This is a genomic window from Diaphorobacter sp. MNS-0 (assembly GCF_019602835.1).
Classification (GTDB): domain Bacteria; phylum Pseudomonadota; class Gammaproteobacteria; order Burkholderiales; family Burkholderiaceae_C; genus Diaphorobacter; species Diaphorobacter nitroreducens.
The window spans coordinates 405,776-420,363 of sequence record NZ_CP080761.1 but is presented as its reverse complement, the minus strand read 5'-3'; the positions used below and the strand labels follow the sequence as shown (position 1 = coordinate 420,363).

General features: G+C 67.8%; 14 protein-coding genes. 5 read left to right on the top strand and 9 right to left on the bottom strand.

Annotated features, from left to right (window positions below):
• Positions 1-27: 27 nt before the first annotated feature.
• The 7 genes from K2L43_RS02040 to trpE all read right to left on the bottom strand — a co-directional run bounded on the left by K2L43_RS02040 (position 28) and on the right by trpE (position 6,835).
• Positions 28-2,100 carry a PAS domain-containing protein gene (locus K2L43_RS02040; RefSeq protein WP_255580513.1) on the bottom strand — a complete coding sequence of 691 codons (2,073 nt, stop codon included), beginning with the start codon at positions 2,098-2,100 and terminating at the stop codon, positions 28-30.
• A gap of 138 nt (positions 2,101-2,238) precedes the next feature.
• Positions 2,239-3,039: an indole-3-glycerol phosphate synthase TrpC gene (trpC, locus tag K2L43_RS02035; RefSeq protein ID WP_220638401.1), complete on the bottom strand. Its 801-nt coding sequence runs from the start codon at positions 3,037-3,039 to the stop codon at positions 2,239-2,241.
• A 70-nt stretch (positions 3,040-3,109) separates the two neighbouring features.
• Positions 3,110-3,283 carry a hypothetical protein gene (locus K2L43_RS02030; protein ID WP_162844513.1) on the bottom strand — a complete coding sequence of 58 codons (174 nt, stop codon included), beginning with the start codon at positions 3,281-3,283 and terminating at the stop codon, positions 3,110-3,112.
• A gap of 10 nt (positions 3,284-3,293) precedes the next feature.
• A complete protein-coding gene (gene trpD, locus K2L43_RS02025) occupies positions 3,294-4,328 on the bottom strand; it encodes an anthranilate phosphoribosyltransferase (protein WP_011803832.1) in 1,035 nt (344 codons plus the stop codon).
• A 97-nt stretch (positions 4,329-4,425) separates the two neighbouring features.
• Positions 4,426-4,998, bottom strand: coding sequence for an aminodeoxychorismate/anthranilate synthase component II (locus tag K2L43_RS02020; RefSeq protein WP_012655422.1), 573 nt, complete (start codon positions 4,996-4,998; stop codon positions 4,426-4,428).
• Positions 4,995-5,339, bottom strand: a complete 345-nt coding sequence (locus K2L43_RS02015; RefSeq protein WP_011803830.1) for a chorismate mutase — start codon at positions 5,337-5,339, stop codon at positions 4,995-4,997. The genes K2L43_RS02020 and K2L43_RS02015 overlap by 4 nt, the downstream gene beginning before the upstream one ends.
• Positions 5,336-6,835 carry an anthranilate synthase component I gene (gene trpE / locus K2L43_RS02010; RefSeq protein ID WP_041835856.1) on the bottom strand — a complete coding sequence of 500 codons (1,500 nt, stop codon included), beginning with the start codon at positions 6,833-6,835 and terminating at the stop codon, positions 5,336-5,338. Before trpE ends, K2L43_RS02015 begins: the two co-directional genes overlap by 4 nt.
• A gap of 356 nt (positions 6,836-7,191) precedes the next feature.
• Here trpE and K2L43_RS02005 point away from each other — a divergent pair, with 356 nt between their 5' ends.
• Positions 7,192-7,794, top strand: a complete 603-nt coding sequence (locus K2L43_RS02005; protein WP_011803828.1) for a chalcone isomerase family protein — start codon at positions 7,192-7,194, stop codon at positions 7,792-7,794.
• 121 nt (positions 7,795-7,915) lie between these two features.
• Positions 7,916-9,664: a methyl-accepting chemotaxis protein gene (locus K2L43_RS02000; protein ID WP_220638400.1), complete on the top strand. Its 1,749-nt coding sequence runs from the start codon at positions 7,916-7,918 to the stop codon at positions 9,662-9,664.
• A 259-nt stretch (positions 9,665-9,923) separates the two neighbouring features.
• Here the strand turns inward: K2L43_RS02000 and gph are convergent, their stop codons facing one another.
• Positions 9,924-10,709, bottom strand: coding sequence for a phosphoglycolate phosphatase (gene gph, locus K2L43_RS01995; RefSeq protein ID WP_011803826.1), 786 nt, complete (start codon positions 10,707-10,709; stop codon positions 9,924-9,926).
• 167 nt (positions 10,710-10,876) lie between these two features.
• Between gph and K2L43_RS01990 the strand changes: the two genes are divergently transcribed.
• Positions 10,877-11,242 (top strand): hypothetical protein, encoded by a 366-nt coding sequence (locus K2L43_RS01990; RefSeq protein WP_011803825.1) that lies wholly within the window; start codon positions 10,877-10,879, stop codon positions 11,240-11,242.
• A 40-nt stretch (positions 11,243-11,282) separates the two neighbouring features.
• On the opposite strand, the gene rpe is transcribed toward K2L43_RS01990, so the two are convergent.
• Positions 11,283-11,963, bottom strand: coding sequence for a ribulose-phosphate 3-epimerase (gene rpe / locus K2L43_RS01985; protein ID WP_011803824.1), 681 nt, complete (start codon positions 11,961-11,963; stop codon positions 11,283-11,285).
• Positions 11,964-12,074: 111 nt separating this feature from the next.
• On the opposite strand from rpe, the gene apaG reads away from it, so the two are divergent.
• Entirely contained in the window at positions 12,075-12,482 is a 408-nt protein-coding gene (gene apaG, locus K2L43_RS01980; protein WP_172205582.1) for a Co2+/Mg2+ efflux protein ApaG, read from the top strand.
• Complete coding sequence (locus K2L43_RS01975; protein WP_220638399.1) at positions 12,479-14,461, top strand: site-specific recombinase; 1,983 nt, start codon at positions 12,479-12,481, stop codon at positions 14,459-14,461. Before apaG ends, K2L43_RS01975 begins: the two co-directional genes overlap by 4 nt.
• The last annotated feature ends 127 nt before the right edge of the window (positions 14,462-14,588 follow it).

Sequence of the window (14,588 nt, the reverse complement as noted above, 5' to 3'; positions counted from 1 at the left end):
GGTCTCCAAACGCGAGCCCGCCGATGGTCATCGTATGCAGCCTGCCGTCGCGGTCGGTGACGCGGTATTCCCTGTCCGCGATCTCGCCCCCTGCGCGCCTGCCTGCGCCAGGTCTGCGTTCCACGCGGCGATGACCTGTTCGCGGTAGTGCGGATCGGGATAGGCGCGCGGCCACCACTGCCCCAGCGTGGGCACCTCGGCTTCGGTGTAGCCGAACAGGTCCATGAAGCGCCGGTTGCGAAAGTAGATCACGCCCGCGGCATCGATCATGCACAGCCCGATGGGCATCTCCTGCATCAGATGCCTGAGCAGGCGCTCGGTTTCCTGCAGCTGCAGCGCCTGCTGCTTGGCCAGCGTCACGTCGTGGATATAGCCATGCCACAGCACGGCGCCCGAGGCCGTGCGCGCGGGCCGTGCCTGGCCGCTGACCCAGCGCTCGCGCTCCCCGGGCACGAGCACACGGTATTCGGTGCGCCACAGCTCCAGGGTCTGCGCGGATGCCAGCACGCTCTCGCGCAGCGCCTGCAGGTCGTCGGGGTGGATGCGCGCGAAGACCTGCTCCGCATCCACGCACAGGGCCTGCGGGGGAAGCCCGTAGATGTCCTGCACCCCGGGGCTGGCGTACGGGAAGTGGCTGCGCCCGTCGGGCTCGCGCTGGTATTGGTACAGCGCGCCGGGCACGTTCTCGGCCAGGCGGTCCAGCGTCTCCTGGTGCTGCCGCTGCGCGGTCACGTCCGTGTGGGTGCCGATGAGCCGGGTGGGTCGGCCGCTGGCGTCGCGCGCGGTCACCTGGCCGCGGTCCTGCACCCATTTGTAGCTGCCGTCCTTGCAGCGCATGCGGTGCACGTTCTCATACACCGGCGTTTCACCCGCCAGGTGGCGCGCCACGTCGGCGTGCACGCGCGCCAGATCGTCGGGATGCACGCGGCTTTCCCATTCCTGCAGGCTGTCGCCGATGTCGCCTTCCGCGTAGCCGAGCATGGTCTTCCATACCGGCGAGAAATACACCGTGTCCGCGGCCATGTCCCAGTCCCACACGCCCTGCTGGGTGGCGTGCAGCACCGCCTGCCAGCGGGCCTGCAAGGCGGCTTCCTGGGCAGCCAGCGCCTGCTCGCGGCGCCACAGCTGGCGGCGCCGGCGCTGCATGAAGCCCAGGCCCAGCCCAATGGCAACCCCCATCAGCAGCCATGCCACGCCCAGCGTCCAGGCCCGCGCGCGCCAGGCGGCGAACACCTGGCTCCAGTCCCGCGCGACGGCCGCAACCAACGGCTTGTCCATGTGCAGGTGGGCCGGAAAGATGGTGCGCAGCGCCACCAGCCGCTCGGCCGGGTCCGGCTCCATCGCGCCGACGAAGAGGCTTTCCATCCGCCCGCTGTCCAGGTGCGCCTGAAAGAGCGTTCCGGGCTGCGCCAGCGTGGCGCCCAGCAGCCCCGCCCGTTCGGGCACGCGCAGGAAGCGCACGCCGTCGCCGTGCACCAGGGTGCTCTCCACGTCGGGGGCGTAGCGCACGGAATCCAGCAGGGTCTTGAACTCCTCGGGGTCCAGCGTCGCGGTGACCACGCCCCCAAACAGCCCATCCTCCGCCGGTACGGGGCGCGACAGCGTGATGGCCCAGACACCCAGCACCGTGCGCATGGGCGCGCTGACGATCAGCGAGGGCTGCTCACGGCTCGCCAGGCGGCGCGCAGATTGGAAGTAGTCGCGGTAGGCGAGGTTCTCTCCGAGCAACTCGGAACGGCTGGAGGCGACCACCGTACCCTCGGCATCCAGCACGGTCAGCGTGCGCACGCCGGTCATGGCGTCGCTGAAGGCCCGCAGCCGCTCGTTGAATGGCAAGGCGCCTTCAGGGCGCGCGCGCCACTGCGGCCGGTTCGCAACAATATCCCCCAGCGCCTGGTTCACGGCATGCAGTTGGCGCTCCAGGTTCTCATGGACGATATGCACCTGGTGCGCGACCTGCTGGCGCTCGCGTGCCTCGGTGTCGCGCCGCTCCAGGATCAGCACGACCGCGATCAGCGCCCCCAGCGCCAGCCACAGGCCCGCCAGCAACCACCACTCCCTGCGAAAACGCTCGGCCTGCGTATCCGGTCTCTCGCGCAAGGCAACTCCTCCATGCGGGCACGATAAGAATGGCCGGGTAACCGCCTCAGACAAGGCTCATCGACGCGGCCCGATGACTTTCATGGGCGCAGTATGCCGCCACCGCCCCAACCCCGGGGGACGCCCGGCCTACGGCCGTCAGGCGAACAGCTGGGCCAGCGCCCGCCCCGGGTCGGGCGCGCGCATGAAGGCCTCGCCCACCAGGAACGCATTCACGCCGGCATCGCGCAGCGTGTGCACATCCACCGGCGCAAGGATGCCGGACTCGGCCACCAGCAGGCGGTCGGCAGGCACTTCCTTCTTCAGGTCCAGCGTGGTCTGCAGGCTGACCTCGAAGGTGCGCAGGTTGCGGTTGTTGATGCCCACGAGCGGCGTCTGCAGGCGCAGCGCGCGCTCCAGCTCGGCGCCGTCGTGCACCTCCACCAGCACGGCCATGTCCAGGCTGCGGGCGATCTGCTCCATCTCGGCCATCAGGCCATCCTCAAGGCAGGCGGCGATCAGCAGCACGCAGTCCGCTCCAAAAGCGCGCGACTCGTAGATCTGGTACGGATCGACCATGAAGTCCTTGCGCAGCACCGGCAGCGGGCAGCTGGCGCGTGCCTGCTTCAGGTAATCGGGCTGGCCCTGGAAGAACTGGCGGTCGGTCAGCACCGACAGGCAGGCCGCGCTGACCTTGCCGTCGCCCTCGGCGTAGCTTTGCGCAATGTCGGCCGGGATGAAATCCTCGCGGATCACGCCCTTGCTGGGGCTGGCCTTCTTGATTTCGGCGATCACGCCGGCCTGGCCCTGGTCGATCTTGGCGCGCAGCGCGCCCACGAAGTCGCGCGTGAGCACGCGGCTCTCGGCGTCGCGGCGCATGTCGGTGAAGGACACGCGCTTTTGCGCGGCGGCCACTTCCTCGACCTTCACGTCGCAGATTTTCTTCAGGATGTCGGACATGCTTGCTTCCTTGCTCCCCGCAGGGAGCGTCAATGGTGACGGCGCGCACTGGCGCCAGCGCCCGTCCCGCTCATTCGCGCGGAGGTACCGGGCCCTCGTGGCCTTGCGTGGGCGGTGCCGGGCCGCGCACCACCTTCATGATGATGCGGTGCATCACGATGCCCACGACGATGAACAGCAGCGACACGCCCAGCACGATCCACGTCGCGGGGTCGTTCCAGATGGGAGCGTCCAGCAGGCTCATCGCCGTGCGCTCAGGCCGCGAGCTTCTGGGTGTAGGCGACCAGCTGCTGCAGCTTGGCCAGGGCCGCGCCGCTGGCCAAGGCCTGCTGGGCGCGGCGCAGGCCGTCTTCCAGCGAGTCGGCCACGTTGGCGGCATACAAGGCGGCACCGGCATTCAGGCAGACGATGTCGCGCGCCGGGCCTTCGTCGCCCTGCAGCACGCCCATCAGCATGGCCTTGGATTCGGTCGGGTTCTCCACGCGCAGCGCCCGCGTGCCTGCCATGCGCAGGCCGAAGTCCTCGGGGTGGATCTCGTACTCGCGCACCGCGCCGTCCTTCAATTCGCCCACCAGCGTGCCCGCGCCCAGGCTGATTTCGTCCAGCCCGTCACGGCCGTAGACCACCAGCGCGTGCTCGGCGCCCAGGCGCTGCAGCGCACGCACCTGGATGCCCACCAGGTCTTCGTGGAACACGCCCATGAGGATGTTGGGCGCACCTGCCGGGTTGGTCAGCGGCCCCAGGATGTTGAAGATGGTGCGCACGCCCAGCTCCTTGCGCACCGGCGCCACGTTCTTCATGGCGGGGTGGTGGTTGGGCGCGAACATGAAGCCGATGCCCACGTCGCCAATGCACTGCGCGATCTGCGCAGGCTGCAGGTTGATGTGCACGCCCAGCGCCTCCATGGCGTCGGCGCTGCCGCTCTTGCTGCTGACGCTGCGCCCGCCATGCTTGCTGACCTTGGCGCCCGCGGCGGCGATCACGAAGGTGGCGCAGGTGGAGATGTTGAAGGTGTTGGCGCCGTCGCCGCCCGTGCCCACGATGTCCACGAGGTGCTTGGTGTCGTGCACCTGCACCTTGTGGGAAAACTCGCGCATCACCTGCGCGGCGGCGGTGATCTCGCCGATGGTTTCCTTCTTCACGCGCAGGCCGGTGGTGATGGCCGCGGTCATGACGGGCGAGAGTTCGCCGCTCATGATCATGCGCATGAGGTGCAGCATCTCGTCGTGGAAGATCTCGCGGTGCTCGATGGTGCGCTGCAGCGCTTCCTGGGGGGTGATGGGGGTCATGGAAGTACCTCTATTTTGATAGCTGCTTGCGCTTGCTGTATATGCATTTCAAGCATTTTTCGCAGTGAATTCGTTGACAGGCAAGCGCTGGCAGCTATTATTTTTGATCCAGGAAGTTCTTGAGCATCGCGTGGCCGTGCTCGGTGAGGATGCTCTCGGGGTGGAACTGCACGCCCTCGATGGCCAGCTCGCGGTGGCGGATTCCCATGATCTCGCCGTCGTCCGTCCAGGCCGTCACCTCCAGCACTTCGGGGCAGCTCGCGCGCTCGATGGACAGCGAGTGGTAGCGGTTCACCGTGAACTGCTTGGGCAGCCCGGCGAACACGCCCGTCTGCGTGGTGGTGATGACGCTGGTCTTGCCATGCATGAGTTGCTGCGCCCGGATGATCTTGCCGCCGAAGGCCGCGCCAATGCTCTGGTGGCCCAGGCACACGCCCAAGATGGGGAGCTTGCCCGCGAAGTGCTGGATCGCCGCCACCGAGATACCCGCCTCGGCCGGCGAGCATGGCCCGGGCGAGATCACCAGCCGGTCGGGCGCACGCGCGGCAATGCCCTCCAGCGTGATCTCGTCGTTGCGAAACACCTCGACTTCGGCGCCCAGCTCGCCGAAGTACTGCACGATGTTGTAGGTGAAGCTGTCGTAGTTGTCGACCATCAGCACGCGCGTCATGGCGTCACCTCCTGGCCCTTGCGGCCCTCTGCGCACAGGCGCGCGAATTCACGGTGTTCGTAGGCGATGTAGGCCTCCATCATGCTGCGGTAGATGGCCTCGATCACGTCGGGCTCGCCGCCCTCGGCCGCCGCACGCGCACGCACGCGCTGCACGATGGCCTCGATGCGCGCTTCGTCGCGCACCTGGTCTTCGCGCGGCTTGTTGAGGGCAGCCTGGGTCATGTAGCCGCCGCGCTCCACGAGCAGCGGCACCAGGATGTCGTCCAGCGCGTCGATGCGCGCGCGCACCTCGGCCATGCTGGCGCAGGGCTGGGTCTTGTCGATTGCACGGGTGGTCATTCCAGCCCCTCCTCCACCAATTCGGCCGCACGCAGCAGGGCGCGCGCCTTGTGTTCCGTTTCCTTCCATTCGAGCTCGGGCACCGAGTCGGCCACCACGCCGGCCGCCGCCTGCACGTAGAGCGTGCCGTCCTTGACGATGCCGGTGCGGATGGCGATGGCCACATCCATGTCGCCCGCATAGCTCAGGTAGCCGCAGGCGCCGCCGTAGAGGCCCCGCTTGCTGGGCTCCAACTGGTCGATCAGTTCCATGGCGTGCACCTTGGGCGCGCCGGTGAGCGTGCCGGCCGGGAAGGTGGCCTTGAGCACGTCCATGCTGGTCATGCCGTCGTTGAGGATGCCCTCCACGTTGCTCACGATGTGCATCACGTGGCTGTAGCGCTCGACCGCGAAGGCCTCGGTCACCTTCACGGTGCCGGTCTTGGCGATGCGGCCGATGTCGTTGCGCGCCAGGTCGATCAGCATCACGTGCTCGGCGCGTTCCTTGGGGTCGTTCACCAGCTCCACTTCGGTGGCCTTGTCGGCCTCGGGCGTGGCGCCGCGCGGGCGCGTGCCGGCCAGCGGGCGGATGGTGACCTTCTGCCCCTCGGGCGTGCTCTCCTGGCGCACCAGGATCTCTGGGCTGGAGCCCACCACCTGGAAATCGCCGAAGTTGTAGTAGTACATGTACGGCGACGGGTTCAGCGAGCGCAGCGCGCGGTACAGCGACAGCGGCGATTCGGTGTAGCGCTTGTGGATGCGCTGGCCCACCTGCACCTGCATGAAGTCGCCCGCGGCGATGAGCTCCTTGGCGCGCTCCACGGCTGCCAAGTAGTCGGCCTTGGCAAAGCTGCGCTGTGCGGTGTGGCTCTCGGTGGGCCGCACCACGGGCGCGCTCACGGAATACTTGAGCTGGTCCTTCAGCTCCCGCAGGCGCTTCTTGCCCTTGGCATAGGCCTCGGGCTGGGCCGGGTCGGCGTAGACGATGAGATACAGCTTGCCCGAGAGGTTGTCGATGACCGCCAGTTCCTCACACTGCAGCAGCAGGATGTCGGGGCAGCCCAGCGTGTCGGGCGGGCAGGTGGCCTCTAGCTTCTTCTCGATGTAGCGCACCGCGTCGTAGCCGAAGTAGCCCGCCAGCCCGCCACAAAAGCGTGGCAGCCCCGGGCGCAGCGCCACCTTGAAGCGCTCTTGGTAGGCGGCAATGAAGTCCAGCGGGTTGCCCGGGTGCGTCTCCACCACTTGGCCGTCGGTCACCACCTCGGTGCGCGCCGCATCGCCGAAGCCGCTGGACCGCAGCAAGGTGCGCGCAGGCAGGCCGATGAAGCTGTAGCGCCCGAAGCGCTCGCCGCCGACGACCGACTCCAGCAGAAAGCTGTGCTTGCCGTCGCCTTTGCCATGGGCCAGCTTGAGGTACAGGGAGAGAGGGGTTTCCAAGTCCGCAAAGGCTTCCGCCATCAGCGGGATGCGGTTGTAGCCTTCGCTTGCCAGGCTTTTGAATTCCAGTTCAGTGATCACAAGAAGATTCCCAGCTCGTGCGGCGCGGTCGCTGGCTGCGCCAGTGCGCCGCAGGATCATTCAGAGGAGTCGGCCCCGTGCAGGACAGCACGTGTGGGGCCACGGGCGCACGCTGGGGAGGCGCCCAGGTGCAGTCAGGGGTTCAACGACGCAGGCTTGCGCCAGGGCCAGGCTCCCCGGTCGCTGCAACCTGTGATGAACGTGTGGTGAATGAACATGGACCCGCAGTGTAGCAAAGCACTTTGTCACCTGCGCGGTGGATGCTGCAGCGCATCCACGCGAAAACCCTATTGCCGACCGCCCCTCGATGGCGCAACATTTAGAAACGAACGAGCGTTCTTTTTTGGAGTTGCGCAATGCCCTTCACCCGTCGTCGCACCCTGCAGTGGGGTGCTCTGGCCCTTCCCCTGTGCCTGGCGCTTCCGGCTCCCGCATCGACGGAGCCGACGACCGCAGCCGGCGTCAAGTTCGAGCCCACCCTCGACCTGGGCGGCAGCAAGCTGCAACTCAATGGCGCCGGTGTGCGCTACAAGGCCGTGTTCAAGGTGTATGCCGCAGGCCTGTACCTGGAGAAGAAGGCGTCCACGCCTGCCGAGGTCTACGCGCTGCGCGGCCCCAAGCGCATCAGCGTGACCATGCTGCGCGACATCGACTCCACCGAACTCGGCAAGCTGTTTTCGCGCGGTATGGAAGACAACATGGACAAGGCCGCCTTTTCCAAGCTCATCCCGGGCGTGCTGCGCATGAGCCAGATCTTTTCGGAGCACAAGAAGCTCATGGCGGGCGAACAGTTCGTCGTGGACTGGCTGCCCGGCACGGGCACGCAGGTGACGGTGAAGGGCGTCCCGCAGGGCGAACCGTTCAAGGAGCCCGAATTCTTCAACGCATTGCTGGGCATCTGGCTCGGCAGCCAGCCGGCCGACTGGAAGCTCAAGGACGCCCTGCTGGGCAAGGAATAAAGCCCATCGACCCACGCAGTGACGATGCGCAGAGAAAGCATGCCATTGCCCCCTTGATGGCATTTTCAGCCATCTCCCCTTGGCGATACACTTTATTGCAATTTCGCAGCAAGGGGCCTCTATGCATCTCAGCAACCTCAAGGTCGGCACGCGCCTGGCCTTGTCCTTCGGCTTGGTTCTGCTCATCACCGTGGTCATCGCGGCGGTAGGCATATGGCGTTTGCAGGAGTTGGCAAGCGTCACCCATCAGCTCACCAGCACGGATAACGAACGGCTGCGCGCCGCCAGCACATGGCGGCAGGCGATTGACCTGAACTGGGTGCGCACGCGCGCCGCCATCCTGGATGCGGACACCTCCCATCTCTCGAGCTGGCAAAGCGAGATTGCCAAGACCTCCGAAGAAGCATCCAAGGCGCAGGAGGTGGTGGAGCGGCTGGTGACCACCGACGAAGGACGCCGCTTGCTCGCCGACATCGCGAAGACGCGCGAAGCCTATCGCGGCCCGCGGGCTGAATTGCTCAAGCGCAAGGCTGCCGGCGAGAGTGTGGGTGAGTTGCTCGACAGCCAGCTCAAGCCGTTGGCCGACGCTTACCTACAGTCCATCGTCGCCATGGAACAGCGCCAGCGCGCGCTGTACGAAAGCACCCGCGACAACGCTGCCAAGCAGGCCACGCTCAGTCGCGCCATCCTGATGGTCGTGACCGCAGTGGCGCTGCTGGTGGGCGCGGGCGCCGCCATCTTGTTGAGCCGATCCGTGACCGGGCCCCTGCAGTTGGCCGTGCGCGGCGCAGGCTTGATCGCCGAAGGCGACCTCACCCAGTCCATCCAAGCCCACGGCCGCGACGAAGCCGCGGCGCTGCTGAAGGCACTGGGCCACATGCAGGGCAACCTCGCTCGCGTAGTGGCCGGCGTGCGCGCCAATGCGGAGAGCGTCGCGTCGGCCAGCGCGGAGATCTCGCAGGGCAACCACGACCTGTCCGGCCGCACCGAGAGCCAGGCCAGCGCCCTGGAAGAAACGGCCGCCTCCATGGAGCAGTTGGGCGCCACCGTGCGCCAGAACGCCGACAACGCCCGCCAGGCCAACCAACTCGCCATGAATGCCAGCACCGTCGCCGTGCAGGGCGGCGAGGTGGTGGACACCATGCGCGGCATCAATGAGTCCAGCCGCAAGATCGCCGACATCATCGGGGTGATCGATGGCATTGCCTTCCAGACCAACATCTTGGCGCTGAATGCCGCCGTGGAGGCCGCGCGTGCCGGTGAGCAAGGCCGCGGGTTTGCCGTGGTGGCCGGCGAGGTGCGCGCGCTGGCGCAGCGGTCGGCCGAGGCCGCCAAGGAGATCAAGCAGCTCATCACCGCCAGCGTGGAGCGCGTGGAGCAGGGCTCGCAGCTGGTGGACAAGGCCGGTGCCACCATGACCGAGGTGGTCACCGCCATTCGCCGCGTGACCGACATCATGGGGGAGATCAGCGCCGCCAGCAGCGAGCAAAGCGCGGGCGTGGCCCAAGTGGGCGAGGCCATCACCCAGATGGACCAGGCCACGCAGCAGAACGCCGCGCTGGTCGAGGAGATGGCCGCCGCCGCCAGCAGCCTCAGCGGCCAGGCCCGCGAGCTCGTCGAGGCCGTCGCCGTGTTCAAGCTGGCGCAGAACGCCTCCGCCCTGCCACGCATGGCGCCCGCGCATGCCGCGGCCGTGCCGGCTCCCGTACCCGCCACCTCCGCGACACCCGCCGCCCCTGCCCGGCCCGCCACTCCGCCGGCGTCCACCCGGGCGCCGGCCGCCGCCTTGGCACGTCCGGCGGCAGCGCGCCCTCAACCCGCGCAGGCGGCCCGCACGGCTGCCGACAACGACGAATGGGAGAGCTTCTGAGGACCCGGGTGCCCCGCGCGGCGCCCATGGCGCGCATGCGGCCGGAGGAATTCAGCTAGGGCCTGTTCACACTATTTTTGCCAGATGCGTTGCGATCAAAAAGGGCCAGGCGCAAGGCGCCAAACGAAGCTGGGGTGCTACCCCAGCGAGGCTTGGCAACGCCGCGAATGGCCCTTTTTGATCGCAACCCGGAGGGAACGGAGTGAAAACCGCGCCATTCGTCGTTGCCCTCCTAGCCAAGGCCCCGGCCTTGGCGTCGTCACGCGCCTAGATTGGCGCGGTTTTCACGCCATTCGCACTGGCAAAAATAGTGTGAACAGGCCCTAGCGATCAGCTCGGTGAGCGCATCCACGTAGCCGTCCGCGTCCACGCCGCGCACGGGCTGGCCGTGGTTGTAGCCGTACGTCACCAGCACCACGGGGCAGCCCGCCGCACGCGCGGCCTGGGCATCGTTGCTGGAGTCGCCGATCATCAGCGTGCGCGCGGGCGAGGTTCCCACCGCCTCGCAGGCCTTGAGCAGTGGCAGCGGGTCGGGCTTCTTGCGCGCGAACGCATCGCCGCCGAACACGTGGGTGAAGAAGCCGTCCAGCCCTTTGGCGCGCAGCAGAGGCCGTGCGAAGTCGGTGGGCTTGTTGGTCAGGCACACCAGCGGCCGACCGGTGCGGTGCAGCGCCGCAAGCCCTTCGGCCACGCCGGCGTACAGCGCCGCATACTGGCCGTTGATGGCCAGGTAATGGTGCTGGTAGCGCTCCCACGCCTGGGGATACAAGGCCTCGGCCTTTGCTTCCAATTGCATAGCTGTCAGCGCTTGCTGGTCGGGCGCTAGAACGTGTTTTAGCACTGAACGCAGGAGATGCTCCGACCCCTTGCCGACCATGCGCTCGATCGCCCCCGGCGCGATGGCGGGCAGTTGCAGGTCGCGCAGCATGCGATTGAGCGCCTCGGCAAAATCGCCCAACGTATCCACCATAGTGCCGTCGAGGTCCACGATCGCGGCGTCGGTGCGCGCGAGCAGCGCGGCGAGGTCTTGTTGCACCCGTTCCATCCCTTGTCCTTGTCAGTCATGCATTGAGCGCGGGCAGTGTATGCGCTGTCCGACCCGTCCGACACACCACGGCGCCGCATGCGGACAGACGCCCCCCCGGGTGGCGCCCTACGCTGGACAGCCATTGTTGGAACCGTCAAAACCATCGCCCTTCAGGAGGTCATCCCATGGCATTGCATCGATTCACCGCCCTGCTTCCCGCCGCATTGCTGCTGTGCGCCGGCGCGGCGCAGGCTGCCAACGAAGTGCGCAGCCAGTACAGCAGCGACCGTGCCGCCTGCGCGTCCGTGCCCGCGGAAAGCCGCGCCGCCTGCGTACGCGAGGCAGGGGCGGCCGCCCAGGCCGCGCGCACGGGCCAGCTGTCCAGCAGCGACACCAGCATCTATGAGCGCAACGCGCTGGCCCGCTGCGAGGCCTTCAAGACTCCACAGGACCGGTCCGATTGCGAGGCGCGCGTGCGCAGCAGCGCCACGGTGTCGGGCTCGGTGGAAGGCGGTGGCGTGCTGCGCGAAGCCACCACGCCGGTGCAATAGGCTTTTTCAGCGGATTGCGATCAAGCCGCGCGGCGGCGCCTCACGCCAGTTCGGCGCGCATGGCGTCGATCACCGCCTTGTAGTCGCTCTTGCCGAAGATGGCGCTGCCTGCAACGAACGTGTCCGCGCCCGCATCCGCCACCCGGCGGATGTTGTCGGCCTTGATGCCACCGTCCACCTCCAGGCGGATGTCCTTGCCCGAGGCCTCGATGCGCCTGCGGGCCGCTTCGATCTTGCGCAGCGTGCTGTCGATGAAGCTCTGTCCGCCAAAGCCGGGGTTCACGCTCATCAACAGGATCAGGTCGATGTCCTCGATCACCCAGTCCAGCACGTCAAGCGGCATGGCGGGGTTGAAGGTCAGGCCCGCCTTGCAGCCCTGCGCGCGGATGTTCTGAATGCTGCGGTGCACGTGCGCCGAGGCATCGGGGTGGAAGCTGATGAGGTCCGCCCCCGCCTTGGCAAACGCCGTGGCCAGTTCGTCCACGGGCTGCACCATCAAGTGCACGTCGATCGGGACGGCGTGCCCTGCGGGCGTCACGGCATGGGGCTTGAGGGCCTGGCACACCATGGGGCCGAAGGTGAGGTTGGGCACATAGTGGTTATCCATCACGTCAAAGTGGATCCAGTCGGCGCCGGCGGCGATGACGTTGCGCACTTCCTCACCCAGGCGGGCAAAGTCGGCAGACAGGATGGAGGGGGCGATGCGGTAGGTGCGGCTCATGGCCGCGATTGTCGCAGTTGACGCCGCTGCAGCGCGACGGTCGCATGCCGGGCACAGCCGGAGCGGGTCCTTGTGCGGCACGGGACTCACCATCGCCGCTACCATTGCACGATGCCGAAATACCAGTTCCAGGTGCAGGTGCAGCCGCAGTACCTTCCCGACCAGTCCGCGCCCGACGAAGGCGTATACAGCTTTGCCTACACCATCACGATCACCAACACGGGCGACGTGACCGCGCAGCTGATTTCACGCCACTGGATCATCTCCGACGCCAATGGCCACACCGAGCAGGTCAAGGGCCTGGGCGTGGTGGGCCAACAACCGCTGCTCAAGCCCGGCGAGGCATTTCAGTACACCAGCGGCTGCCGCCTGCGCACCGCCAGCGGCAGCATGCACGGCAGCTATTTCTGCGTGGCCGAGGATGGTGAGCCGTTCACCTGTCCGATCGAGCTGTTCGTGCTGGAGGCCTTCTCGCCCGGCCAACCGGGCCAGCCCATGGCGGCAAGGGTGCTGCATTGAGCCGCAGCGGCCCTGACCTGGCGCAGCTGCTCGCCGGGATCGACCCGACCGCACCGCTGGCACAGCGGCACCTGCAACTCATCGCCGTGCTGGATTGGGTGCGCGGCGACGGCCAGTCCACAGAGGGCGCCGCAGGCCGCGTGGCCCTGCTGGTCGAAGCGGCGGAACGCTCGCCCGACATCCAGGTGCGGCTGCAGGCCTGGTGGGCAGCGCTCACGCAGCAGGTGGACATCACCACGCTGCTGGCGGACTTCGGCTTTGCCCAGCGCACCTCCATGGCCAGCGAGCTGGCCGAGCGCGTGCGCTACAAACTGCTGCCCTCCAGCCCCGAAACGCTGGATGCGTCGGAGTTGTTCATGCTGGCGCTGCCTAGCGATTTCGACGCGCGCTGGCTGGCGTCGCTGGACGAAACCCTGCTGGGCCGCCTGCTGGCCGTGCTGGTGCCCGCCAGCGAGCAGGGCGGCGCCAGCCATTGGCAGCGCGCGCTGCTGGACGCCATCACCTACTGCGCCGGGCAGATCCTGTCCACCGGCTTTGCGCCCGAGCTGCGTCTGCGCATGAGCGAAGAGGCGCGCGAGGCCCAGCCCTTTCATGCGCTGATCCGCGATGTGGAGAGCCTGCGCGTGGAGGTGGAGCACCCGCTGCGCACCGGCGACCGCCTACAGGAAGCCGTGCAGCGCCTGCGCGAGCGCCTGGACGCCTGCCGCGCCGCCACCAACACGGTGTATGCGCACTTCGAGGACAACGGCATCTCCGTGGGCCTGGTGTTTCGCCTGCGCCAGCTGCGCGAGCGCATCCTGCGCGTGCGCGAGCTGCTGGAATGCCTGCTGTCGCCCCGCCCCGCCGTGGCGGCGGCCAAGTTCCTTGCGCGCCTGGTGACCGTGGGGCGCGAGCGGCGCAGCCTGCGTGCGCTGGTGGCGTCCAACTCGTCCATGCTGGCGGCCAAGGTCGCCGAGCGCAGCGCCGAGACGGGCGAGCACTACATCACCCGCACGGCGGGCGAATACCTGGCCATGGTGCGCAAGGCGGCGGGTGGCGGGCTGGTGATGGCCTTCACCACGCTGGCCAAGTTCGGGCTGTACGCGCTGGCGCTGTCCGCGTTCTGGGGCGGCTTCATGGCGGGCGTGAACTACGCCGTCAGCTTCGTGCTGATCCAGCTGCTGCACTTCACGGTGGCCACCAAGCAGCCCGCCATGACGGCACCCGCCATGGCCGCCAAGCTCAAGGACCTGGACGAGGCGCAGGGGCTGGAATCCTTCGTGGACGAGGTCGCGCATCTCGTGCGCTCGCAGGTGGCCGCCGTGCTGGGCAACGTGCTGCTGGTGTTCCCCGCGGCGCTCGCCCTGGCGCTGCTCATCGCGCAGATGCTCGGGCAGCCGGCCATCGGCACGGCCCAGGCGGAACACGTGCTGCAGTCGCTGCACCTGCTGGGCCCCTCGCTGCTGTTCGCGGCCTTCACCGGCGTGCTGCTGTTCGCGTCCAGCATTTTCGCTGGCTGGGTGGAGAACTGGTTCGTATTGCGCCGGCTGGACTCTGCCATCCAGTACAACCCGCGCATCACGCACATGCTGGGTGCTGCACGCGCCGCCCGCTGGGCGCGCTTCCTGCGGGGCAACATCTCGGGCTTTGCGGCCAACATTTCGCTCGGCTTCATGCTGGGGCTCACGCCGGCCTTTGCCGCGTTCTTCGGGCTGGGCCTGGATGTGCGCCACGTTACGCTGTCCACCGGGCAGATCGGCGTGGCCAGCGCCACGCTGGGCATGGACGTGCTGCACCAGCCGGCTTTCTGGTGGGCCGTGGCCATGGTGCCCTTCAACGGTGCGCTCAACGTCCTCGTCAGCTTCTACCTGGCGTTCCGCCTGGCATTGCGTGCGCACAACGTGGGCAGCGTGGACCGCGCGCGCATCTACCGCGCGCTGCTGGCGCGCTGGCGCAGCGCGCCGCTGGGCTTTTTCCTGCCCCCGCGCCGCACCGTCTGATAAGGTGCGCCCACCACAGGCTGCGCGCCGTCCTACAGAAGCAACGCGACCGCTGCAGATACATTCAGTTAACAGCCTGGGAACGTAGTCACGTTCCACGCAGCCGCAGCGCGCACCCTTGGGGCAG

What these genes read in the sequence shown, in the direction of transcription:
- rpe (WP_011803824.1), bottom strand. Translation starts at nt 11,963, where the DNA reads ATGAGCCGCACCTACCGCATCGCCCCCTCCATCCTGTCTGCCGACTTT.
- K2L43_RS02000 (WP_220638400.1), top strand. Translation starts at nt 7,916, where the DNA reads ATGCATCTCAGCAACCTCAAGGTCGGCACGCGCCTGGCCTTGTCCTTC.
- apaG (WP_172205582.1), top strand. Translation starts at nt 12,075, where the DNA reads ATGCCGAAATACCAGTTCCAGGTGCAGGTGCAGCCGCAGTACCTTCCC.
- gph (WP_011803826.1), bottom strand. Translation starts at nt 10,709, where the DNA reads ATGGAACGGGTGCAACAAGACCTCGCCGCGCTGCTCGCGCGCACCGAC.
- K2L43_RS02030 (WP_162844513.1), bottom strand. Translation starts at nt 3,283, where the DNA reads ATGAGCCTGCTGGACGCTCCCATCTGGAACGACCCCGCGACGTGGATC.
- trpC (WP_220638401.1), bottom strand. Translation starts at nt 3,039, where the DNA reads ATGTCCGACATCCTGAAGAAAATCTGCGACGTGAAGGTCGAGGAAGTG.
- K2L43_RS02005 (WP_011803828.1), top strand. Translation starts at nt 7,192, where the DNA reads ATGCCCTTCACCCGTCGTCGCACCCTGCAGTGGGGTGCTCTGGCCCTT.
- K2L43_RS01990 (WP_011803825.1), top strand. Translation starts at nt 10,877, where the DNA reads ATGGCATTGCATCGATTCACCGCCCTGCTTCCCGCCGCATTGCTGCTG.
- trpD (WP_011803832.1), bottom strand. Translation starts at nt 4,328, where the DNA reads ATGACCCCCATCACCCCCCAGGAAGCGCTGCAGCGCACCATCGAGCAC.
- K2L43_RS02020 (WP_012655422.1), bottom strand. Translation starts at nt 4,998, where the DNA reads ATGACGCGCGTGCTGATGGTCGACAACTACGACAGCTTCACCTACAAC.
- K2L43_RS02015 (WP_011803830.1), bottom strand. Translation starts at nt 5,339, where the DNA reads ATGACCACCCGTGCAATCGACAAGACCCAGCCCTGCGCCAGCATGGCC.